A 24,476-nucleotide genomic window follows, 5' to 3' on the forward strand; every position below is an offset into this window, starting at 1 on the left:
TATTAGCTTACAGCTTGTGAAAGTTACGCACGGGAAGAGTATTTGCCTTCACGTGTGTCAATCAGGAGAACGTCACCTTCGTTAATGAACAAAGGAACCTGTACGTTCAAGCCTGTTTCCACTTTTGCATTTTTGGTAGCACCTTGTGCAGTGTTACCTTTAACGCTTGGCTCAGTTTCGATAACTTTCAACTCAACGCTTGTTGGCAAGTCGATTCCGAGGATTTCACCTTGGTAGCTAACGATTTTAACGACCATGTTTTCTTTCAGGAAGTTCAATTCCCATTCCAGTTGATCACTAGTCAGTGTGAACTGATCATAAGTTTCGTTATCCATGAACGTGTGCTCTGTACCGCTTGCATACAGGTAGGATACGCCACGGTTTTCGATGATAGCACGACCAATGGTTTCGCCTGCACGGAATGTTTTTTCAACTGTGTTACCATTACGAAGGTTTTTCAATTTGGAACGTACGAAAGCAGCGCCTTTACCTGGTTTAACGTGTTGGAAATCAAGCACGGTATAGATATCGTTGTCTACTTGCACGGTCAAGCCTGTTTTAAAATCGTTTACTGAAATCACAAAAAATCCCTCCTGATATGGTTGAAAAATAGGTGATATAAGACGATGGGTTAATATAAAGGTGAGTTCATCTACTTGGTGACTCTGTGCGACATGACCGTTTCGGGTTCGGATCGTTCTTCCGATCGCTGTTGTCTCCCCATTTTCTTGATTGAACTGGAATATGGTTGAAAATAGGGAGACAAAGGCGAACGCTTCGCTTCTTCAGAATCGATTCCGTCCCCTTCACTGTGTTTGCGCTCGCATAGAATCAATCGTAGATGTACACCTCTATATTAAAAATCGTCTTATATCCCTTGTGGCTGTAATTTAGCCGATTACGGTGAACTTCTTGTCCGACTTCGTGAGAATATGAATACCCGTCTCGGTAATCACTACGTCATCCTCGATACGCACGCCGCCAAGCCCATCAATATATATACCCGGTTCAACGGTAACAACCATACCTGGTTTCAATACATCGTCGCTAAGCTTGGACAAGCGAGGAGCTTCGTGAACTTCCATACCCAGACCGTGGCCTGTGCTGTGTCCGAATTGATCTCCGTATCCGTGACTTGCAATGATATCACGAGCCAATGCATCTGCTTCCCGTCCGGTCATGCCCGGTTTCAGGTTCTCCAGCGTATGTAACTGAGCTTCCAGTACAATGTCATAAATTTTGCGCAGTTCAGGTACAGGTGTACCTGTAGCAATGGTACGTGTCAGATCTGAACAGTATCCGTCCAAAAGTGCACCAAAGTCAAATGTAATTAACTCATTTTGCCCGATGACCTTGCTGCTCGCTACACCGTGAGGCATAGCAGAACGTTCACCCGATGCTACAATGGTGTCAAACGAAGAGGACGTTGCTCCATGTTTGCGCATGAAAAACTCCATCTCCAGATCCACTTCACGCTCCGTCATGCCTGGTTTTGCAAACTGCAAAACGTGGCTGAACGTGGCATCCGCCAGATCTGCTGCTCTCTGCATGACCGCGATCTCGTCTTCATCCTTGAACATGCGAAGTTGTTCCACGATCCCGGATACAGCTTTCAGTTCAATAGACTGAAGTGCTTCAGCATAAGCAGAGTGCGTGCCGAATGTAACACTATCCTGCTCGAAGCCTACTTCTTTGATATTCGCGGATGAAAGCAGTTCGCGCACCGTATCCATCGGCTTAGCTCCGTGCTCCACAACGGTGAATCCTTTGGCTTGCTGAGGCGCTTGAGCCATGTAACGGAAATCAGTCAACAAGAAAGCATCCTGTTCCGTAATCAGCACATATCCCGCCGAGCCTGTAAAACCCGTCATATAACGACGGTTAATCGGGTTTGTAATCAGCATTGCTCTGAGTTCACGCTCACGCATGGCTTCACGCAATTTATTAACTCGTTTGTTTTCCATCGGTAACCCTTCTTTCTCTCACATTCCCGGGTTCCCGGCTCAGGTTTGTTTGTCCAGATGACGCACAAGAGCCAGCAATCCCAGTTCATAGCTTACTTCGCCAAATCCGGCAATCTGCCCGATTGTTTCCGCTGCAATCACTGAATGATGTCTGAACGCTTCGCGTGCATGAATGTTGGATAGATGTACTTCCACTGTAGGGACTTTTACAGCATTGATTGCATCACGTATAGCATAGCTATAATGAGTAAATGCTCCGGCATTCAATATCAGTCCGTCTGCTTCACCCATCGCTGCATGAATACGGTCAATGATATCCCCTTCATGGTTCGATTGATAAAAAGCGATGGAGACGCCAAGTTCATCAGCCTGTCTGCGAATTTTGTCCTCAATATCCTTCAGACTAAGCGTTCCATAGATGCCTGGCTCGCGTACTCCAAGCATGTTCAGGTTCGGACCATTGATCACAATAATTCGTTTCATCGCTGCTCCACCCTCTCTGCAAATAACCATCTGCTATTTTAACACAGGCATTGCCGGATTGAGAAGCTTTTTTGCGCTATGCCCCCGCTCGCTCTGGCTCGCGTTTGCGTTCATCCGTGTACTCCATGGCTACCGTGTATCCAATGAACAGCCCCCATAGCAAAAAGAAGCAGAGTTCCGTGATGATGGAATCCCATGTTAAACCTTTCAAAGGCTTCATCATCCCCAGTTTTGGTCCGACCAGTACAAAGAGAATCAGCCACCAGACAATTCCATACACCATGCCGGGTAACGGCCCTTTCAATTTTCTAATCGTGAACGTGTAGAGCAAGGAAGCCAGGACGGAAAAGACTATAAAAAACAGCCAGCCTGTCAAATGCCCTGCTGCGGTATATATATATTGATGTTTGAAAAAAGGCTCTGCGAGAAATCCTACAGGCACAATCGTAAAATGCAGCAGGTAGAATAGCCAGTGTAGCCCTCCCCAGATTAGACCTGCAAAGAAACCAAGCTCCAATGCAAAGGAAAATGGCTTGGTATAGTAGTGCGCTTGACCTTGCTTCTGGGTAGGGCGCCTGCCCCTGTCTTTTGGCTGCCGTTCTTTCGGTCGTTGACCTTCAGGAGGTGATGTATCTTCATGCTTACGTTCTGTCATCGATATTCTCCTTCATTCAGTTGATAATCCCGGATTATGCCCGAATTTCCTGTCTGATTCTACGAGGTAGTATGTTCAAAACAGGACAATCTTAACAACATCCTTCAAGGTTTGACTCACAAACTAGAAATTGGTCTTAAAATTCGATACAATAGGGTTATTAAACTGCCTTTGATTGCGAAGGCCTAGAACAGAATAGGAAGGTGAATAATTTGCCTCAACAATCCAAGCCTGTCAGCTATGGGGGGCAAGCTGTCATTGAAGGCGTAATGTTCGGTGGGAAACATGTCAACGTTACAGCTGTTCGTAGAAAAGACGGCGAAATTACGTATCTGGAAGTTCCCAAGCAAGACAAGTCCTGGGTCACGAAATTGCGGCGGATTCCTTTATTACGCGGAATTGTCAGCATTATAGATTCAAGTGTCAAAGGTAGCAGACATCTCAATTATTCTGCTGACGCCTATGCTGATGATGAACTGGAACCGGAAGAGAAAGCCAAGCAAAAAGAGAAAGAAGGTTCGGGCTGGAGCCTTAGCATGATCATCGGTGTAACCGCCGTAGCCATCCTTTCATTCCTTTTTGGTAAAGTTGTGCTCACGTTGCTTCCTGTTGTTATCGAGAATTTTCTATTCAAAAATGCATTCGACAATCAGTTTTTGCATAATTTACTGGAAGGCGGCATTAAGCTGATTTTGTTACTGGCCTATCTGTGGTTAATCTCACAGACGCCGATGATTAAACGTCTCTTCCAGTATCATGGAGCGGAGCACAAAGTCATCAGCGCACATGAAGCTGGTGAAGAACTGACACCGGAGAACGTGCAAAAGTACAGCCGGTTGCACTACCGCTGCGGAAGCAGCTTCATTATGTTGACTGTCATTATCGGAGTGTTTCTATACTCCCTCTTCACGTACGATAACCTCTGGGAACGTATGGGTCAGCGTCTGTTGTTATTGCCAGTTGTGCTAGGCATTTCTTTTGAACTGTTAAAGCTCACGAATTCGGTACGTGATATTCCTGTACTGCGTTATCTCGGCTATCCGGGATTGTGGCTGCAATTGCTGACAACAAAAGAACCGACCAACGAACAGGTAGAAGTATCCATTGCTTCGTTTAACCGGATGCGTGAGTTGGATGCCAAGCTTGCCAATGTCTCTGCTACATCAGAAGTACCTGTTGCAACACTCGATCCTGTGAAAGGGTGAATGATATGAACAAGCAGGCAATCTTATTTTGGACGTTCATCGCACTAGCTGCTGTTGGAGTCTTGACTTGGCTGGGAAATGCTAGTCCATCCAGGATCATTATTCCTCTGGTCGTGTTCGGAGCTGTATTCCTGCTGTACAAATATCCGCCTCGTCGCTGGGCAAGCAAAGCCAAATCACCAAAGATTAAGCCATCGGCACGAACCATGGCGAAAGTCAATGCTCAGTCCAGTGCCAGAAAGAGCAGCGGCTCTTCAAAGAAACGCAAGGATTATCCTTTCCAGGTAATTCAGGGACAAAAGGGTAAAAGCGATGAAGATATACCGAAATTTCACTAAAAGTTACTGAATATACAAAAAAGCAGTTCTCCCAATGCGGAGAATTGCTTTTTTCACGTTTATACAGGAATCAGAGGCGGAGCTTCTGCTTGTTTCTTGCGCAATTCTTTTCTTTGTTTGTCCAGCTGTTCATCATACATTTTCATATTCCACCCGTTGAAAAATTCGCTCCCCGCGGTAGCACCTGAACGATATAATGCCGTGCTGTCCTGTAACGATAAATGAAATTGCGTCGGTTTAATCCCAAGCGTTGGTATCTTCACGGTACGAAACCGGTTAATCTGTTCGATGTAGCGTTCATCATGTGCTGTGAGCATCGTCTCCACAAGGGCCTGAAGCATGCTTAGCGGTCCTTTGATGCGGGCAGGTTCCACTTCCGTCTTGCCCACCATTTTGAACCCGACAACCGGAATAACATCTCCCCCTCGTTCCGAACGATCACCATCGAAAAGCCACAGCGGAAAATTACTAAGCAATCCACCATCCACTACATACACGAACTGATCTTGAAAAGGAAGTCCTTTGGAGAATACTGGCGATTTGCGTATGACAACCGGATCGAAAAAATACGGAATACTGCAACTCATGCGTACCGCTTTTGCAACATCCAGCTTGGCAGGATCAATGCCGAACCGCCGAATATCGTCTGGCAGCACCAGAATGGTCCCATTGGATATATCGGATGCGGTAATAAGCAACTTGCCTTGCGGCAAGTCGGCGAATGTGCGAATCCCTTTTTGCTCCAGCATCTTGCGAATCCATGATTCCAGCGCTTCTCCTGAATACAGCCCTTTCTTCAAAAACAGCCTTGCTGCGGGTCCAATCCATCGGGTATTAAATATGGGGGAACGACGCAGCAATGAAACAAAGGGTGTATTCTCGATAATGACTTTCATCTCTTCAGCCCGGTAACCCGCCGCTAGCAGAGCAGCTACAATGGAGCCAGATGATGTGCCAGCCACCCGATTGAACTGAATGCCACAATCTTGAGCACCCTGCACAGCACCCGCAAGCGAGATGCCTTTGACGCCTCCACCTTCAAACACCGCGTTAATTAACACAACAAAACCCCCGTTCTCCAGGCAGCCACGTTTCTACTGCCACTCTATGAGAACAAGGGTTTGTCTTATAACTGTATCGTTAAAATGTTTTAGAGACCATAGTACGCTTTTAATTTGGCAATTATGCCGAGAGGATTCTTCGTCAGGTGTTGTGAACTAAAGAAAATATCTCCTTTGATCGAACCATACTTTTTGTTGTAGTTCAACTGATCGATGATCTCCTGTGATGTCTGCCAGCCAATCTCCGGTGTACCTAACTTATAAGGAGAGTGGCCGATATACAATTTCACATTGGTATTAGCCACTTCATTCGCCCACCAGTCTACAACTTTGTCGTAACGTGCAGCACTCAGGGTCATGCTCCAATACACCTGAGGGGCAACATAGTCGATCCATTCCTGATTAATCCAAGTCCGAACATCTGCATTCATGCTGTCATACGCGGTTACTCCCGCTTTGGTATCAGAGCCCGTCAGATCAACGGATTTGTTACGCCATACACCAAATGGACTAATTCCATATTCAACGTTACCTTTCACCCTGTGAATGCTCTGTCCGAGCTGCTTGACGAACTGGTTAATATTGTCACGACGCCATTCAGCACGGTCTTTGGTATTCAATGTGTTATAGGTTTTGAAGGCTGCATCATCATTAAAAGTCACATTCGATGGATAGAAATAATCATCCAGGTGTACACCATCAATATCATACTGATTGACCACTTCCATGATTGTATCAATAATATGCTGTCTGGCTTCCGGGATGCCCGGGTTGATGTACATTTTACCGGATGCATTCACAATCCAGTCGGGATGAAGCTTGGAGATGTGGTTTGCAGCCAGGTTCGTTGTACTCGCTGAGTTGGTCGCTCTAAACGGATTAAACCAGGCATGGAACTCCAGGCCCCGCTTGTGAGCTTCCTCAATCATGAAGGCGAGGGGATCATAACCTGGATCTTTACCCTGTGTCCCTGTCAGCACACTGTTCCAAGGTACCAGACCCGAAGGATAGATGGCATCCCCGTTGGCTCTCACTTGGACAAATACGGCGTTAATGCCCATGCCTTGTAATGTATCAAGCTGTTTCGTGTATTCCTGCTTTTGCTTCTCTACATTTCCCTTGGCCCCGGATGAAGGCCAGTCTCCATTCACAGTGGAGATCCATGCTCCCCGCATCTCTTCAGATGCCGGTACATTGCCTGTGCCTCCAGGCTCTGCCGGGGTTACCGGAGTTGGTTCAGGTGTCGGTGTTGAAACGTCTCCTGTGTACAGATCAATGGTCTGGGTTGATTGGTTCCAATTCACCCGAATGCCAAGGTTCTCACTGACAAATCGAATGGGTACCATGACCCGACCCTGTTTCAATTCTACCGATGCATCCAGACCAACTACAGCGTTATCCACGGTCGCCTGTTGGCGTCCACTCGTCATCGTGATGACCGAATCGGACTTCTGGATGGTCACGGTACGAGTAGCTTGAGACCATAGAACAGATGCACCCAGTCCTTCACTAATGACACGTAGAGGTACCATCGTTACATTTAACTTGGGCAAGATGTATGGTGATACATCCGATTCCAAGCGGTTGCCGTCCAGAAAAATAGCAATCTCCTTCTGTGTGGCTGCTTGTGCCGTCATGCCTGCTGTCTGTAATCCAAGTACAAAAATGAGCAGCAGCATCAATCCTTTACGAACATTCATTAGTGCAGTCCTCCAAAATCATTATAAATTTGCGGTAAATTCTACTAGTTTAATAGACGCTCCTACCGTTCGTTTAGTTGCGAAAAATCACCAAATTATGGTGTCAAACCAAATAAAAAATGCTTCCTGCCATTAAAACGGCAAGAAGCATCCTTTGATCACAGGATACAAATTCATTGTATATTACTTTGTTTAATGTACTGCTGGAACTCAAGACTCCGTATTACTCATGACGTCCTGAAGATTTTTGAGGTCACGTAACCGACTCTCATCCTGACGGAAGTATTCAACCAAGGACTCAATACATGTAATGGAGTCCCAGCTCAGGTGATGTTCAATGCCTTCCACATCATTGTAAATATTTTCTTCCTGAACACCAATCGTTGTTAAAAATTGTTCAAGCAGATGATGGCGCTCCATCAAACGTTTGCCCATCTTTTTGCCTTTTGGCGTAAGCACCAGTCCGCGGTACTTCTCATAGATCAGGTACTCGTCTTTGTCCAGCTTTTGGATCATCTTCGTCACCGATGAAGGATGCACTTCCAGTCCTTCAGCTATATCAGACACACGAGCATAGCCCTTTTCATCAATTAATTTGTATATACGCTCCAAATAATCTTCCATACTGGGCGTTGGCATCTGCTTCCCTCTTTTCTCTCTGACCGGCCCCTATTCGTGCCTGGTCCCTATCTTATAATGATACATGTTATCAATACGCATTGGCAAGTCCTGCACATTTCGTAGCGCACGGTACACAAGTAATTGGCAGGCGTGACTTTTCACCATACGAGGCAAACTAAGCTAAGTTCCGCATTGAAAGGAGTGATTTCGTGAGTACAAGTGTAGCTCAACCGCCAGTTCGCAAAGCAAAAGGTACTAAACCCTTTATTCCCGATTTGGTGTACTTTGAACCCGGTGCGCTGGAATATGATAAAGGTAAACGTATTATGGAGTGGGTGACTTCCAAAAACATCCCTTATCAGATGACCACATCGCATAACCGGATCACGAATCTGCCAGGTGAAACCGAACAAGAAAAGTACCGGATGGCGAAGCGTACTCTGGTCGTTGGTGTGCGCAAAACACTCAAGTTCGACCAGTCGAAACCTTCAGCGGAATATGCTATCCCTATCTCTACAGGCTGTATGGGACACTGCCATTATTGTTATCTTCAAACTACACTTGGTGCCAAACCTTATGTCCGCGTCTACGTCAATACCGAGGAGATCATTCAGGCTGCAAAAGGATACATCGAAGAACGCGCGCCAGAAATCACGCGATTTGAAGCCGCCTGTACGTCTGATCCCGTAGGACTCGAGCATATCACGGAGAATTTAAGTGACTTGATCCGTTTTATGGCGGAAGAAGACTATGGACGCTTGCGATTCGTAACCAAATATCATCACGTTGATCCGTTGCTGAACATTAAGCATAATGGGCACACCCGTATCCGGTTTAGTGTTAATTCGGATTATGTCATCAAAAACTTTGAACCGGCTACCTCCAGATTTGAGGAACGCATAGAAGCTGCTGGCAAAATTGCACACGCAGGTTACCCTCTCGGCTTCATTATCGCTCCTATTATGTGGTATGAGGGCTGGGAAGAAGGATATTCCGAGCTGTTGCAGAAGCTGGCAGATACGCTTCCAGAGGAAGCAACCAAGGATCTTACATTTGAAATGATCCAGCACCGTTTTACCAAAACGGCCAAAGCGACCATTGAAAAGCGTTATCCTAAAACCAAGCTGGAGATGGATATCGAGAAACGCAAGATGAAATGGGGCCGCTGGGGCCAGTACAAGTATGTGTATAAAGATGATCAGCAAGATGCGCTGCGCGAATTCATTACAGAACGGATCTTTGAACATTTTCCACTAGCCAATATTGATTACTTCACCTAAACGAAAAAACACTGCCCTGCACGAATAGTGATGCTGGTATAAACATTCATACCAAACGATTAAAAAGCAGGTTACATGACCCAGAGTGACTCTGGTTAACATGTAGCCTGCTTTATCATGCATAATAAAAATCTAATTTCAGTTCATCCGTTTAAATAATCATCCAGTCTGGTGTAATCTGCTGCAACCAGATCGTAATCTTCGTCATTTGATCTGTAAAAAGCAATATCCCAAGGAACAGCATCAATGCTCCCCCGATTTTCATCATGACATTGGAATACCGTAAGATCCAGCGTGTCGAACCAATGAAAAACGCCAAAATGAAGAACGGGATGGCAAACCCTGCGGTATAACCTGTAATTAGTGCCAGCCAGGTTGTGGGCTCACTCGCAGCCATTGCAATAATCGCTGTTAGAATGGGACCAATACAAGGCGACCATCCTGCTGAGAAACCGATACCAAATATGAAAGAGCCCAGATAGCCAGCTGGTTTCCACTTCATATCCAGCTTTCGTTCCTTCATTAGAAACTGCGGCTTGAACACACCTAGCAAAAATAAGCCCATAAGCATAATCAAAATCGCAGACAATTGCCGAATCAGTCCGCGGTTATCATTGAAGAATTGGCCAAACAGTCCGGCACCCAGGCCCAATGAATAAAACACAGCCGAGAAGCCCAGAATAAACGCCAGCGTGTGCGTCATGGTCTTAAAGCGGACTTCTCGCTGATTGCGGTCATCCTTCAATTGTTGCACCGTCATCCCTGTAATGTAGGAGAGGTATGACGGGTACAGTGGAAGACAACATGGTGATATAAATGAGACCAAACCTGCTACAAAAGCCATCCATACATTAACATCAGGCATGAAGCGGATGTCTCCCTTCCCCGGGCTCACGTGCTTGCTCGTTCAGTCGTCAGGCTCGGAACCCTTTTTTTCCAATCATCGTCAGAATCAGCATCATGATCAGCAATAATACGATCGTTGCTCCAGGTGCGAGGTTCCAGATGCCTGCAACAACCAATCCAAGGACTACGGCAATTTCACCGATCACGACGGACAGAATTATCGCGGATTTGAAACTTCGAGCCATCAACAGGCTGACCGCTACCGGAATGGTCAATAGCGCTGACACCAGAAGTGCGCCGACAATCTTGATCGCCGTACTAATAACGAGTGCTGTCATCACAGTAATTAACATGTTCAGAATTCTCACAGGCAATCCTGTAACCGCTGCTGCATCTTCCTCAAAGCTGAGCAGGAAAAATTCCTTATGTAACAATGCCACTACAATTACCACGATCAGCGTAACCACACCTACCAGCTTCAGATCCGTAGCGTCTAAGGTATATATACTACCGAACAAATAACTCATGACATCTGCATTATATCCTTTGCCCAGCGTGAAGAACAAGGATGCAAGAGCCACTCCACCGGACATGATAATGGCAATCGATAATTCGGCGTAACTCTTGTACGCTTTGCGCAATTTCTCTATCGCAAATGAAGCCAGCACGGCAAATATCAAGCCTACCGCAATGGGATACACTTCAATCAGGAATCCAAGTGCAACCCCGGCAATGGTCACATGAGACAAGGTGTCTCCGATCATGGATAACCGCCGCAAGACCAGGAACAGTCCGATTAACGGAGCGGTAATGCCGATTAGCAACCCACCCGCCAGCGCACGCTGAAAAAAATCACTCATTAATATTTCCAAAACAAACACGACTCCTTCGGCCTTACTCTAATCTAATGCGCCATAAATACGGCTAGCGTACCTGTGCGGTGGTATGTTGCAGATTGGTCTCAGCACAATCCTGTACCTCATGCGAATGACGGACATGGAAATTAATTTTGCCATTCGTTACCGCAGCTTCAGAACCCAGATAACTCTCCATCCGATCCATATCATGAGACACCATCAGAAAAGTCATGCGGTGATGTTCATGCATATGGGTAATCAGTTCAAAGAAACTGGCCTGTGATTCAGCATCAATACCTACTGTGGGTTCATCCAGAATCAACAGATCCGGGTGATTGATAAGCGCTCGTGCCAAAAATACACGTTGCTGCTGTCCACCGGACAATTGACCAATTCGTTTGTTCGCCAGATCTTCAATCCGCATAACCTGCATCGCATCTGTGCACTGTTGCTGACATTTGCGAGACATACGACGGAACATGTTTTTGTTATTGTACAAACCGGACATGACCACTTCACGAACGGTCGCAGGGAATAACGGGTTAAATGCATTCTTTTGTGGCACATATCCAATTCGGTCCCAGTCCTTGAACTTGCGGATCGACTGTCCGAATAGTTTAATATCTCCCTGCGCAGGAGGAAGAAGTCCTACCAGCATACGCAGCAATGTCGTTTTACCCGCCCCATTGGAACCGATAATCCCGACAAAGTCCCGTTCCTGGGCCATAAAATCGAGATTCTCAATCACTCGCTGGTCCCCGTAGGAAAATGATAGTTTCTCGATCTCTATAATTGGATCATGACATAGTGGCATGATTTGCTGCATGGCAAAGCCGCCCTTCATTATATATAAGGATTGCATAGCGTCCTAAGAGCCTTCACCGCGAACGGTAAAGACTCTTTGATCTGAATCCTTCATTCTATCTTATTTTAATGCGATCAGCAGATTTTGCAAATTTTTCTCCATCAGGGTGAAATAATCATCCCCGTTGGTTGCCTGCTCCTTGGTCAATCCCTCAACTGGATTAAGGACCATGGTCTCCACTCCTGCTTCACTTGCCAGTGTTTTCGCCAATTTGTCAGATACCAGCTCTTCGAAGAAAATGTACTTAATGCCTTCATCTTTAACCAGTTTCGCAAGTTTCACAATATCCTGCCCTGTCGGTTCAGCATCCGGGGAAAGTCCCATAATAGCATGCTGAGTTAGTCCATAATCACGTGCAAGGTAGCCGAACGCTTGGTGCGATACCACAATTTCCTTGTTTGGCACTTTAGCCAATTCATCTGTAAAATGCTGATCCAGCGTCTCAAGCTTGGTACGAAGCTCTTCATAACGTTGTTCGTAACCTGCTGTGTGATCAGGATCTGCCTCGACCAGACTATTTTTGATGTTCTCAGCCATGATCATAGCAGATTTCGGACTAACCCACGTATGTGGATCAATATGATGATCAGCGACATCTTCTTCACTGGTAGCCTCATCTGCATGTTCGTCTTCATGCTCTTCGCCGTGACCGTGCCCATCGTCACCCTCAGCGGTCAACAGCTTCACACCTTCGCTGACGGCAACAGACTTCACCTGTGTATCGCTATTCAGCGACTTCAGGAAATTCGGAACCCATCCTTCCAGTCCAGCTCCATTATAGAAAAACAACTGTGCCTTGGACGTATTGACAATATCCTGACTCTTTGGAGTCCAGTCATGTGGTTCTACTCCTGTTGGCAGCAGGTTAATGACATTGGCATCTTCACCACCAATTGCAGCCGTAAAAGCATATACAGGATAAAATGTCGTCACAACGTTTACCTTACCTTCCACAATCGTCGCACTATTGGAGTTATCCTGCCCACACGCAGACAATACCAGTAAACTGAGAATAAGGAAACCCGTCCACAGTAACTTGATGTTGCCTCTTTTGCTCGTCTTCCCTGTCCGGTTATCCGGAACTTGATGTTGCATTTTATAAAATGTCATTATGATTCACTCCGCATCTCTTAATCGTAAACATTACTGAAAGAATTATAGGTAACCTGACCCTACTTGTCAAGCTATCACGTCCTATTCATTCTTTCCTGAACTACGGAGTTATAACAGTATATGCTTGTTCTCTTCCAGTCAGGTACGAAATTATATCGACAAAAAAAGGGACCCGAATTACTTCGGGCCACCTTGAGTCATAGTTACGACAGTATTTGAATCAATTTCATAACTCATAAAAAAGGATTTTTAATATCTACCCTTGATTGAAGCAGCTAAAGGTATTATGAAATTGATTCTTTTTATTTCACTTGTGCGCCATTAGGCATGTTGTCTGGTACTGTAGCAAGTGTAAGCTGGTCGCCATGGGACGCTGCAAGGATCATACCTTGAGACAGTTCACCACGAAGTTTCACCGGTTTGAGGTTAGTTACACAGATGACTTTGCGTCCAACCATCTCTTCTGGTGAATAGAACTTCGCGATTCCAGAGACGACTTGGCGCTGCTCATAACCCAGATCGAGCTGCAATTTCAGCAACTTATCCGCTTTTTTGACCGGTTCGCAGGAGATGACTTGAGCCACACGCAGTTCAACCTTGGCAAAATCATCAATCCCGATCTCTTCCGTACCTTCTGGTGCTGTTACCGGTTCAACAGCTGCTGAAGCTCCAGCATCTGCTTGACTTGCTTCAGGCTCTGCTGCTTTTTGGCCACCAGTCATTGCTTCGGAGATATAAGCAATTTCCTGTTCGGAGTCCAAACGCGGGAAGATTGGATCACCTTTTTGCAATGCGTTTCCAGCTGGAACCAGACCCCATTGCTTAGCTGTATCCCAAGCCGTAAGTTCACCTTCCTGAATGCCGAGCTGTGCCCAAATTTTATGAGGAGCACGAGTCAGGAACGGTTGCAACAGAATCGAAGCAATTCGCAAGCTTTCGATCAGGTGAGCCATAACGGATGCCAATTCATCGCGTTTCGCTTCATCACGAGCCAGCGCCCATGGCTGCGTCTCATCAATATATTTATTGGTGCGGCTGACAAACTGGCTGATCGCTGTCAGTGCTACGGAAAACTGCAGGTTTTCCATCGCCTGTTCCACTTTTTCCACCGTAGCATGGCCTGCTTCTTCCAGAGAAGCATCAAATTCCGTTACATTCGAAGCAAACGCAGGGGCTTTGCCTTCAAAATATTTGTCTACCATGGCAACTGTACGGTTCAACAGATTACCCAGATCGTTTGCGAGGTCGGAGTTGACACGCTCTACAAAGCTCTCTGGTGTGAACGTACCATCGGAACCAAACGGTACTTCACGCAGCAGGTAATAACGCAGTGCATCAAGACCATAGCGGTCAATCAGAGTCACTGGATCAACCACATTGCCTTTAGATTTGGACATCTTGCCATCCTTCATCAACAACCAGCCATGTGCGAACACTTTCTTCGGCAAAGGCAGATCCAATGCCATCAACATAATTGGCCAGTAGATCGTATGGAAACGAACAATTTCTTTACCTACCAGATGTACATCTGCAGGCCAGAACTTGTTATACAGGGATGCATCGGATGAACCGTAGCCCAGAGCTGTAATATAGTTGGACAATGCATCAATCCACACGTAGACCACGTGTTTTGGATCGCCTTTAACTTTGACGCCCCATTCAAATGTAGTACGGGATACAGCCAAATCTTCAAGACCCGGCTTGATGAAGTTGTTGATCATCTCGTTCTTACGAGATTCCGGCTGAATAAAGCCCGGGTTCTCTTCATAATATTTCAACAAACGATCTGCATATTTGCTCATACGGAAGAAGTAGGATTCTTCTTTGACCAATTCAACGGGGTGTCCGCTATCCGGGCTCTTGGCTGAGATAATCTCGCCCTTCTCATTCTTCTCTACATCCACCAGTTGAGTCTCCGTGTAATACGTCTCATCCGGAATGCTGTACCAGCCTTCATACTCACCTTTGTAGATATCTCCCTGTTTCAGCAAACGGTCAAAGATATCCTGAACGACGGTTTTGTGACGCTCTTCGGTTGTACGGATAAAGTCGTCATTGGAAATGTCCAGCTTGTTCCACAGTTCTTTGATCCCCACAACGATATCATCGATAAAAGCTTGCGGAGTCTGTCCTTTCTCCTGTGCCTTGCGCTCAATCTTCTGGCCATGTTCATCGGTTCCTGTCAGATAATGAGCATCATAACCGCGTAGACGCTTGTAACGAACCATCGCATCTCCCGCCACAGTTGTATACGCATGCCCAATATGCAATTTGTCACTCGGATAATAAATCGGGGTTGTCAGATAAAATGTTTTTTGGTCAGCCATGAATGACTTCTCCTCCTTCGAATGTTCCTGCTTCATGTGATCCCTTCGTCCAAAACAACTAAAAAAGAACACAAAAAACTCCCGCCCCTATGGGACGAGAGTTGCTCTCACGTGTTACCACCCAAATTCCCCATGTTTTTTGCAAAACATAGGCTCTGTCGGTCCTTCGACCGCCCATTAACGCTGGATCACGCCTCAGCCTTACGACAGCAGCTCTGAAATCACTGTCTGCACGCTCGAAAGAGGTTCCTCCGGGACCATGTTCCATCCTCCTCCCAGACCGGTTCTCAGCTCATCCGGCTCTCTGCACTGGGGGTGTGTCTGTACTTATCCCTTCACTGGAAATCATATAGGAAAAATATACTGAAATGCGGGCCCCTTTGTCAAGTGGACAGCATCCTCAAATTCAATCCCGGCCTGCTTACAGGCCACCGAATACTTCAGGCATAAACGTTACTCTGATACCAGAGTAGACTTCTCCGTCTTCGGTGGCACCAGATCTACACCACCTGGATGAAACGGGTGACATTTGGCAATACGTTTCGCTGTTAACAACGAGCCTTTGAGGGCACCGTGCAATTCAATCGCCTCCATGGCGTAAGCCGAACAGCTTGGATAGAACCTACATGTTGGCGGCGTTAATGGAGATATATAGTTGCGGTACACACGAATGGGTGCCTGAGCGATTCTGCGTGATAACTTCATCGTCAATGCTTCCCGTGAGCGTGATGATGTCCCGACGCCGTTTTGGCCGGAGCATGCTCAGCACAGTCCTTGCAATATCCAAACACCTCGAACTTGTGGTCCACAACCTGAAATTGCTCAGGGGCATCCGCAAGCTGCATTGGGCAAAAAATAATAGGATAAGTCTTCTGACACTTCAGACAGATCATATGATGGTGATGATGATCTTCACTACAGTGTGCTTTGAATTTAACGCCATCTTCGAAGATGACCTGTTCCAGTACACCCAGTTCCTGCATCACCCGCAAATTCCGATATACTGTGTCAAAACTCAGTCCGCTGTAAGTTTTACCCATATATTCATAGACGTCCTTGGGTGTAAGATACCCGGGGGACTCGGCAAATAACCGGGCCAGTGTTTTCCGCTGATCTGTAATGCGGAGCCCCTGTGAGGACATAGTCGAAATAATCTGTTCTGTCGACAGCATGATCTAAAGCACCTCCTGTCTTACAAGCATTTTGCCTCTTCTGTATACATCTAATAATGCATCAAATTACGATTAGAGTCAACGAAGACACCGGGTTAGGTCATTCCAACAACACATAAAAAGGACTCCATACACATGCATTGCCATTACGTTTAGCTTTGAGCTAATGACATTACATATTGATGGAGTCCCTTCCTGACGGTTCAGATGATCAATCGTTCGGGCGACTTTTGGGGTGAACGGGTATATATGATATAAGCTTTCACTCCAAACCGTCCGTGCATGTTCATGATATTACTTTTCAGCCGGAAGCGGCGTGAACAGCAGGTTAACAGGCAAGTTACTTCCTGGTGCCGCCGAGAAGAGAATGGTTACACTCTCGCCGTATGAACCTGTGCGATACATTACGCTTTGCTCATTAGGTGCGGTTACAGATTTACCTGTGGAAATCTGAACAACTTGTCCGTTCACGAGTGCCACACCTGAGTATCTGCCTCCACGAGGGTTGAATGAAATCAACGTGCGCGGAGCAACATTATTCAATGTAATTTTGTACAATACACCGAAGTTACCTGCGTTGGAAGCTTCTGTGTAAGCCATAGGGTCCGTTCCCACAAGGTTCGGATCACTTGCATTGTCTCCAAGTGGAAGACGTGCAGGCTTCGATCCTATTTCCTGATCATACGTAATGATCCGTGTTGCATTCGGGTACGTTCCGCGGTTGTGAACACCATCACGATCCAGAACTGGCAGGCTCGACAACACTTCCATCGGGTCCTTGTTTTCTTCGATCATGATAATGTTGTAATCCAGTTCATAGTCACTGAATACATCCGAATACAAGGAGATGACTTGTCCCTGTTTCATCGGGAGAACACTCAGATCATTGAGAATCAGCTTGCTCTCTCCTGGTTGGATGTACACTTTCTTTTGTCCTGTACCATTCTGCATGGATTGGAACCAACGGTCGATGGACAACTTTCCAGCTACCGTTGCAAAAGGAGACGGTCCTGCAAAGCCCATGTTTTGCTGGTCAATGGACGCCGTGTATGCATTGTTGTTTGTCGCTACAACATACATTTTCACATTTTTGCCCGTGTTGTTCACATGGTGAATCATGAAACGTGTCTGTCCAAAGGAAGATTCCTTGTACACAATGCCTTCCGTATTCACGGTTTCTGGGCTGTTACTGCGGATCAGCAGACTTGGTTCATCATAATAAGTGAAAGGAACTTTCTCCAATGCCGGTACTCCACCACCGTCGAAGGTGAACTTCTCACCGACTGGTGTAAACAATTGATTGAAGTCAGTCAAACTGTATAGCGTTTCTCCCGTAACATTGATCATCTTGGTGTAGCTATCGCTAGCACCATGTTTATCGGTAACTGTAATCGTTACGGTCTTCGGTCCTGGAACAAAGAATGCAAGTGCATTGTTATCCCATTCTGTTTTTACAATGGCATTCTCATCATCTGTGCTTTGATCAATATAAGTGATTTTCTCACCCATTTTGTATTCTTCTTTATCTGTCGTAAACATCGCGACAGGTGGCAGATTCGGTCTTTCAACCTTAATCGTAACCGAATATGGATCACTCCATTGACCACTTGAATCTTGGACCGCATAGGTTACTGTGTATACACCTGGTTGGTCGAATGAATCCTGACGACCTGTCCAACGCTCATCTACAATGCTAAGTCCCTTGGGAGAGCTGGATCTGGTTGTGTAGGTTACCTGGTCTCCGGCAAAGACCTCTTTTTGTACCGTGAAGCTCGCTACCGGTTTGGTACTCAGATTCAATACAACCGTTTTGGCAGATTGATTTACTTTATACGTAATGTTCAGAGCCTGTGTTATTGAAGTCAACGGCACCATGAACGTATTTTTTTGTTGATATGCCGCGCCCTTCATCGTTCTGGACACACCATTAACGGTATAGATTTTGCTGTTTGTTTTGAAACGCAGCTCATCTTCACCACTAATAATGATCGTTTCTTTGGTTGTGTTATCATATTTGACATCATAGCCAACCCGATCAACGAGAGCACGGATGGCTACATAGGATACACCATTTTTAACAGCCATTGGCTGTCCGGCAAGATATGTTTTGCCATCTTGCATCATTTTATTACTGTTCATATAAAGAGTGAGGTCTCCACCCCCGCCTCCAGCAACAGATGAACTCCCTGTAGACGGTTGCTCTACTTCTGCTGGTGCAGGTGTTGGTGTTTCCTCAGCTGTACCTTCTTCGTCCGTCGGTTCCTCTACCGGATCAACTGGAGTAACATCTGTTCCTGTAGGAACATTGGTTTCGGGATTCACTTCTTCAGTTGTTTCATTATTTGATGTTGGCGTGTTTGTTTCGGATTTCACTTCGGATTCCGCGATGGTTTGTTCTTTCTTCACAACCTCCACGGATTTAACTTTGGCTGTATTCACTGGTGTAGTATCGCTCTTAACTGCTGATTGCGCATTGGCAGGAATCACTGCAAACGCCTGAAAAACAGCAAAAGCGGTAAGTATGGACAATTTCTTCTTCAAATTCATTCTTTGTCTTTGGCTCCTTCTGCTCCCATTTTATAAATATCCCCCTCAAAAAGTCATATTATTAGACGCTTGCAACCGGGAAAAGTTGCTAAAAAGTTAAGAGGAGAATTGTAAACTTTTAATAGAAGGAAAATACTATGAAAATAGTTATCTATCCATTATCTTTTAGTCATCAGATCCCAAAATTCCCCATTGACAACTTCCAACAAAAAAATCTCTCTGCGATATGGTCAATCAGCACCATATCGCAGAGAGATGTATAGATTAAATAGGTCTAGCTCAAACGGACAGGCAGACGGCCTGTTGGCTGCAGTTCACCGGTTAACACATGGGACAGTGCCCGGACGACTGCAGGTGTATTCTCATAGGTACACACATAACTTCCCGGCCTCGAAATCTCCAGCAGATCATATGGATTGCGCAGAGCAATGACAATCAGCGAATGATTCTCACTCAGCTTTTCAACCAAATACTGTTGCCCTTTTGGAAGATGACCTGCAGATGTGTACGTACACACGATAACTTGCTCACTTTCCAACACTTCACCCAATATCCGATCCGCTTGATCATAGGTGGGCTGAGTTGTAATGTTGTGTTCACGAACTCTGCCTCGCAGTTGCGATAACGCTATACCAAGCGATTCTGTATGGGACCATGGTTCATCCACCTCTGTCCGCTGCACAACCTCAGGCCAGATGACATGCACGTCCTTCTCTGGGTCCAACGGCAGTAGTCCATCATTATGAACGATGGTAATGCTGCTTGAAGCAATCTTGAACAGCGTCGATTCGTTTAATTCACTGGGATCACTGGGTTCAGTGGATTCATTGTAATTAACAGGTTCAACATCGGTTGCTTCGATCGTTTCACTTGCTTTAGGCGAATCAAGACCAGTGTCCGGGTACCCGCAGCGCGCTGCCTTCCATGTAATAATACGTTCCAGTGCCTTGTTAATGATATCTTCCGTAATTCGCCCTGTTCGAACGGCTTGAACAATGGCTTCCACAGCAGCGACCTGATCTTGAAGGGTATGACTCACTAGAATTAGATCTGCTCCTGCCTCTACAGCACGAATGGCAGCTTCAGCTACCCCATACGGCTTGGATATGGCATGCATTTCTAGACAGTCTGTAATAATAATGCCCTTAAAGCCCATCTCTTCGCGTAACAGACCGGTTAAAACTTTACGCGACAACGTTGCCGGAATGGGCTCGGGCTCAATTGAAGGGAACATCACATGAGCTGTCATAATAGCATCGACCCCAGCCTCAATCGCCCGGCGAAACGGTAGCAGCTCCATCTGTTCCAGCCTGTTTCGATCATGAGGTACCGTAACCATACCAAGATGAGAATCTACGGCGGTATCTCCGTGTCCGGGAAAATGTTTGGCAGTAGCAGCAATGCCCTGTGACTGGTATCCTGTGATGGCTGCTACGCCATGAGCGGCCACACTTTCAGCATGTTCACCATACGAACGCACACCGATTACCGGGTTAAGCGGGTTGTTATTCACGTCAACCACTGGTGCAAGGTTCATATCGATACCGATGCCTTTTAACTCACGCCCCAGAATTTGGGTACACTCCAGGGTATATTCCGGATTCCCTGTCGCACCAAGTGCCATATTACCCGGCACTTGAGTCATTCCCTCTTTGTCAATCCGTGCAACCATGCCACCTTCTTGATCCACCGAAATCATGAGTGGTATTGCCCCCGCTGCAGCAGCCATATTTTGCAGTTCGGCGGACAGCCTTGTCAATTGATCTACACTTTGCACATTGCGCCGGAAATAAATGACGCCCCCAATATGATAGTCACGGATTAAGTGAGTAATCTGTTCATCTGCTTGCTGACCGTGAAATCCACACATCAACAATTGGCCTACCTTTTGCTCCAACGTCAGCTCATTCAAGGGTCTCATTCGACCTCTCCTCCCGTTTACCTTACCACTACGAACCCAGTCGTTTGCTCTGCCTGTACTCCGAAGGTTTCATGTGGAAGTGTTTATGAAACACCTTGGAGAAGTAACGGCGCTCCTTGAAACCGGTTGCTTCCCCAATTGCTGTAATGCTCCATTCGGTTGTACTCAACAACAAAGCAGCACTTTCCATCCGTTTCTGCGTCATATATTCCACAAAAGTAACACCCATTTGGGTTTTAAATAGTTGGCAGAAGTATCCTGGGCTAATTCCGAGCCAATCGGAGACTTCATCTATTCCCAAGTCCTGTTGCAGCCGTGCATCCATATACTCACATGCAGATAGGATCAGTTCCGATACAGAGGGACGTGGCTGCGTTTGTTTGCCTTGAGAGGCATGGGTAACGACTTCTGCAAGTTCAAGGAGTTCCCTCATGGATACAGCCCCTTGCAGTGCATTCCAATAATTCACTTCGTGCTCTTCAGCGATGGCCTGTACTTCGCGCAGTTCCCGAAGCATGTGTACAAGCATAAACCGAAGATTGGTTTCATCTATTCTGTTGAAGGATTGTCCTGAATTCCCCATCCGCTGTTTAAGCCGACCCAACACATCGCGCAACCCCTGCTTGTTCCCTTGACGAATCCACCGAGTAACCAACTCCAGATCTTCTCTTGTAATCCATGAGTTAGCCCCTTTGGAGGCCGCTTGATCATACGATAAAGTGCTTTCGGGACAACTCGAACTCAGCACCCTGTCTTCACTCTCCGAATGGGACATCAGTATTTTTTGACAATGCCGGTATCGCTCCAGAATTTGACTTTCCAGGTTCACGGGCACATCATCCTGAACAACCCTGACCTTCACACTTGAATTCAAGGATACGATCGCATTCAATTCGTGACACAGTTGATGGGCTAGTTCCTCTGAGCGACATTTCCACTCACCCGATGCCTCCAGCAGGATGCACCACTCACCTTTGCGAGTCGAAAGAATCTGACAGTCCCCCGTCATGCTCTCTGCCACTTCCCTAAGTCTGGAACTGACGGTCTCATGCCATCGCTCATGCTGAAGCTCGGACCAGCCGATAGAATGGCGAAAATAACCGACCGCATCCACCAGCAGCAACGTATACGGTGCAGCAGTTGTTATGAATTCAGGAACAGAGGCAGGATAGGCAATTTTCAACGGTGCTTCTCCCCGCAACAGGTCAATCAAATGTTTGTGTCTGATCCAGCTTTCCATCTCTTGGCTGCGATAACGTTGCGATTCGTTTTCCATACGTCTCTTCTGGATCTGTCCGGCAAGCTCACGCAGTTTATATTCCAGATTCAAATAATCGATGGGCTTACATATGTATTCATGCACGTTATATTGAATAGCGGTCCGAGCATACTCAAACTGCTGATACCCAGTCAGCAAAATAATTTCACACGTTTCACCCTGCTCTCGCAGCAACCGAATGAGTTCCAATCCATCCATGGACGGCATCCGAATATCGCATAAGATAATGTCAGGATGACATTCTGTCACTTTATCCAGTGCTTCTAGGCCACTTCTCGCTGTACCCGTTACTTCAATGCCCATCTCTTTCCATGGTAAAATGTAATTCAGATTCTCCAGAATCGGCAGCTCATCGTCAACCAGCATTGCAGTCAGATTCATCCGGCTTCCTCCTGCTCATATAATGGAATGATGCATCGAATAACTGTGCCATACCCCGGTGCTGAACATATAAATATGCCATACCCGGCCCCGTATTGAATACGAATTCGATCTGCCACACTTCGTAATCCCAATCCCCGGCGTTCCGTTATGGACGATAATGATTCCGCCCCTTTCACCAACATGTCTTCCGGCGGATCTGCTGCCATGTACTCAAATCGTGCGAGCATTTCCTGGGGAATACCGATCCCATTATCCTCAACACATAACACAAGTTGATCCCGTTCTGCATATGCGCTTATCCGCAGTACACCTGGATAGGTGATTCCCTCAAATCCATGTTGAATGCTATTTTCCACCAGAGGCTGGAGCGTCAGCTTGAGAAGGATTGAACTGTATAGATGGGGTGGTATGTCAATCTCATAGGTGAACAAATCACTGAACCTGTACTGTTGAATCTCCAGATAACTCTGCAAATGCCTTATTTCCTCACTCAGCGGAATTTCCTCCTGATCCTGAATGCTGATACGAAGCATATTGCCCAACCTGGTCACCATCTCGCTTACTTTGCGGCCCTCTCCGCGCAATGCCAATCCATTGATCGATTCCAATGTGTTGAACAGGAAATGAGGTTTGATCTGGGCTTGTAGCACACGTAGTTCCGCTTGGGCCTTCTGCTCCTGCTCTGCCCGAACACGACGGAATAATCCCCCAATACGATCCAACAGCTCATTGAACCCTTGCGCAAGCAGCTGCATTTCGTCAAAGCCTTTTCCTTCGACCCTCGCATTAAAATCACCATCATCAACTCGGCGCATAAATCTTACAAGTACAGCAATGTTGCCCGTAATGCGATTCATAAAAAAAAGATTGAAGATCATCGCTGCGAGCAGGCAGAATAGAATAATGATGACAGACCAACCTGCAAAAGCATTTGTTTCCGCAGATAAGGCTTCCCATGAAGTCACACTGACGAGACTCCAATTATAGTTCTTCAGATGATATTGCGAAATGATGCTCTCCTTGCCGTCAAAGACCATTCTGACGCTGCTAAAGCCGGGACCGTAACTGCCGGATTCAGCACCAAGGTTTTGCATGTTCTCACCGTTATAACGCCCTGCAGGATCATAGACGATCAGCCCTTCTTCGTTAATTAACAGGAATGATGTATCCTGTGCCGAATCACTGATTTGCAGGTGACGGAAGATCCGGTCGATCTCTCCTTTTTTGATCTGAACAACAAGCACGCCGATATTTTGAAAATAACTGAGTTCCTTGACCAGCCTGATCTGAGTGAAGACAGGTTCTACCCCGGTCAATTCGGGATACTCCAGAGGTGCGAGCCATTTGGGCACGCCATTAAGTTGCTGAATTTCGTTAAATAAGGGATGCACTTTAAATTGCTGAAAAGGAAGGGCTTGAAAATTTTCTTTGGTGAAAATGGAGACAATCTGGTTGTTCTCGGAAGAACGCAAATCATATAAAAAGGCATAACTGATGAACGGATAATTATATAGAAGGGAACGGAAATTGCGCTGGCTGGCATTCAGGGATAATTGATTACCGGTGCCCAGATCCTGCTTGGTCGGATCTTTGGCGTTCAATGCCATCTGGAAAACAGATGTCGCTATCCCGTTGTCGGTAACATTATTAATCTGCTGAAATACATTCTCGATATTGTAACTAATAGCCTGAAGCGCATATTCGGCCTGTTGATTGTATTTTTTCTCAATCGTATGTGATGTGACCAGAAACATGCCAATGCCCAGCGCACACATCGGTACAATGATCAGCAGTAGAAATGCCAAGGCCAGCTTCATTCGCAAGTTCATATCCCGTTCTCCCTATTCACTGGTTCATG

General features: G+C 46.2%; 21 protein-coding genes. 3 read left to right on the forward strand and 18 right to left on the reverse strand.

The genetic code is table 11. The annotated features are described in order from the left end of the window. Positions 1-23 precede the first annotated feature (23 nt). The 4 genes from efp to AB4111_RS14955 form a co-directional block, all read right to left on the reverse strand. On the reverse strand, positions 24-581 hold the full coding sequence (gene efp / locus AB4111_RS14940; RefSeq protein WP_017687580.1) for an elongation factor P: 558 nt from the start codon (positions 579-581) through the stop codon (positions 24-26). Between the two features lie 309 nt (positions 582-890). After that, the gene (locus AB4111_RS14945) at positions 891-1,964 is read right to left on the reverse strand and encodes a M24 family metallopeptidase (protein WP_442032197.1); all 1,074 of its coding nucleotides are present in this window, start codon (positions 1,962-1,964) and stop codon (positions 891-893) included. Between the two features lie 39 nt (positions 1,965-2,003). Beyond that, complete coding sequence (gene aroQ / locus AB4111_RS14950; protein ID WP_442032198.1) at positions 2,004-2,447, reverse strand: type II 3-dehydroquinate dehydratase; 444 nt, start codon at positions 2,445-2,447, stop codon at positions 2,004-2,006. A gap of 76 nt (positions 2,448-2,523) precedes the next feature. Continuing rightward, complete coding sequence (locus AB4111_RS14955) at positions 2,524-3,102, reverse strand: YqhR family membrane protein (protein ID WP_442032199.1); 579 nt, start codon at positions 3,100-3,102, stop codon at positions 2,524-2,526. Between the two features lie 212 nt (positions 3,103-3,314). Between AB4111_RS14955 and AB4111_RS14960 the strand changes: the two genes are divergently transcribed. After that, positions 3,315-4,307 (forward strand): DUF1385 domain-containing protein, encoded by a 993-nt coding sequence (locus AB4111_RS14960; RefSeq protein WP_062835280.1) that lies wholly within the window; start codon positions 3,315-3,317, stop codon positions 4,305-4,307. A gap of 5 nt (positions 4,308-4,312) precedes the next feature. Then, positions 4,313-4,645 (forward strand): hypothetical protein, encoded by a 333-nt coding sequence (locus tag AB4111_RS14965; protein WP_442032200.1) that lies wholly within the window; start codon positions 4,313-4,315, stop codon positions 4,643-4,645. A 59-nt stretch (positions 4,646-4,704) separates the two neighbouring features. On the opposite strand, the gene AB4111_RS14970 is transcribed toward AB4111_RS14965, so the two are convergent. The 3 genes from AB4111_RS14970 to mntR all read right to left on the reverse strand — a co-directional run bounded on the left by AB4111_RS14970 (position 4,705) and on the right by mntR (position 8,045). Then, entirely contained in the window at positions 4,705-5,706 is a 1,002-nt protein-coding gene (locus AB4111_RS14970; RefSeq protein ID WP_339177662.1) for a patatin-like phospholipase family protein, read from the reverse strand. An 89-nt stretch (positions 5,707-5,795) separates the two neighbouring features. Continuing rightward, entirely contained in the window at positions 5,796-7,406 is a 1,611-nt protein-coding gene (locus AB4111_RS14975) for a family 10 glycosylhydrolase (protein WP_442032201.1), read from the reverse strand. Positions 7,407-7,616: 210 nt separating this feature from the next. Continuing rightward, positions 7,617-8,045: a transcriptional regulator MntR gene (gene mntR, locus AB4111_RS14980; protein WP_062835284.1), complete on the reverse strand. Its 429-nt coding sequence runs from the start codon at positions 8,043-8,045 to the stop codon at positions 7,617-7,619. A gap of 191 nt (positions 8,046-8,236) precedes the next feature. On the opposite strand from mntR, the gene splB reads away from it, so the two are divergent. Next, on the forward strand, positions 8,237-9,307 hold the full coding sequence (gene splB / locus AB4111_RS14985) for a spore photoproduct lyase (protein WP_442032202.1): 1,071 nt from the start codon (positions 8,237-8,239) through the stop codon (positions 9,305-9,307). Positions 9,308-9,458: 151 nt separating this feature from the next. On the opposite strand, the gene AB4111_RS14990 is transcribed toward splB, so the two are convergent. The 11 genes from AB4111_RS14990 to AB4111_RS15040 form a co-directional block, all read right to left on the reverse strand. Then, positions 9,459-10,172: a cytochrome c biogenesis CcdA family protein gene (locus AB4111_RS14990; RefSeq protein ID WP_442032203.1), complete on the reverse strand. Its 714-nt coding sequence runs from the start codon at positions 10,170-10,172 to the stop codon at positions 9,459-9,461. 49 nt (positions 10,173-10,221) lie between these two features. Beyond that, positions 10,222-11,025, reverse strand: coding sequence for a metal ABC transporter permease (locus tag AB4111_RS14995; RefSeq protein WP_017687569.1), 804 nt, complete (start codon positions 11,023-11,025; stop codon positions 10,222-10,224). A gap of 52 nt (positions 11,026-11,077) precedes the next feature. Then, complete coding sequence (locus AB4111_RS15000; RefSeq protein ID WP_442032204.1) at positions 11,078-11,836, reverse strand: metal ABC transporter ATP-binding protein; 759 nt, start codon at positions 11,834-11,836, stop codon at positions 11,078-11,080. A gap of 99 nt (positions 11,837-11,935) precedes the next feature. After that, positions 11,936-12,985 carry a metal ABC transporter substrate-binding protein gene (locus AB4111_RS15005; protein ID WP_442032205.1) on the reverse strand — a complete coding sequence of 350 codons (1,050 nt, stop codon included), beginning with the start codon at positions 12,983-12,985 and terminating at the stop codon, positions 11,936-11,938. A gap of 305 nt (positions 12,986-13,290) precedes the next feature. Then, the gene (gene metG / locus AB4111_RS15010) at positions 13,291-15,351 is read right to left on the reverse strand and encodes a methionine--tRNA ligase (protein ID WP_301290064.1); all 2,061 of its coding nucleotides are present in this window, start codon (positions 15,349-15,351) and stop codon (positions 13,291-13,293) included. A 417-nt stretch (positions 15,352-15,768) separates the two neighbouring features. Next, a complete protein-coding gene (yidD, locus tag AB4111_RS15015; RefSeq protein WP_442032206.1) occupies positions 15,769-16,020 on the reverse strand; it encodes a membrane protein insertion efficiency factor YidD in 252 nt (83 codons plus the stop codon). Between the two features lie 2 nt (positions 16,021-16,022). Next, a complete protein-coding gene (locus tag AB4111_RS15020) occupies positions 16,023-16,487 on the reverse strand; it encodes a Fur family transcriptional regulator (RefSeq protein ID WP_442032207.1) in 465 nt (154 codons plus the stop codon). A 294-nt stretch (positions 16,488-16,781) separates the two neighbouring features. Further along, positions 16,782-19,034 carry a stalk domain-containing protein gene (locus AB4111_RS15025; protein WP_253438847.1) on the reverse strand — a complete coding sequence of 751 codons (2,253 nt, stop codon included), beginning with the start codon at positions 19,032-19,034 and terminating at the stop codon, positions 16,782-16,784. A 274-nt stretch (positions 19,035-19,308) separates the two neighbouring features. Continuing rightward, positions 19,309-20,955: a beta-N-acetylhexosaminidase gene (gene nagZ / locus AB4111_RS15030; RefSeq protein ID WP_442032208.1), complete on the reverse strand. Its 1,647-nt coding sequence runs from the start codon at positions 20,953-20,955 to the stop codon at positions 19,309-19,311. Between the two features lie 28 nt (positions 20,956-20,983). Further along, positions 20,984-22,615 carry a response regulator transcription factor gene (locus AB4111_RS15035; protein ID WP_442032209.1) on the reverse strand — a complete coding sequence of 544 codons (1,632 nt, stop codon included), beginning with the start codon at positions 22,613-22,615 and terminating at the stop codon, positions 20,984-20,986. Beyond that, positions 22,612-24,447, reverse strand: coding sequence for a cache domain-containing sensor histidine kinase (locus AB4111_RS15040; protein WP_442032210.1), 1,836 nt, complete (start codon positions 24,445-24,447; stop codon positions 22,612-22,614). The genes AB4111_RS15035 and AB4111_RS15040 overlap by 4 nt, the downstream gene beginning before the upstream one ends. Positions 24,448-24,476: the final 29 nt, after the last annotated feature.

Source organism: Paenibacillus sp. 2KB_22, from assembly GCF_052115745.1.
Taxonomy (GTDB): Bacteria; Bacillota; Bacilli; order Paenibacillales; family Paenibacillaceae; genus Paenibacillus.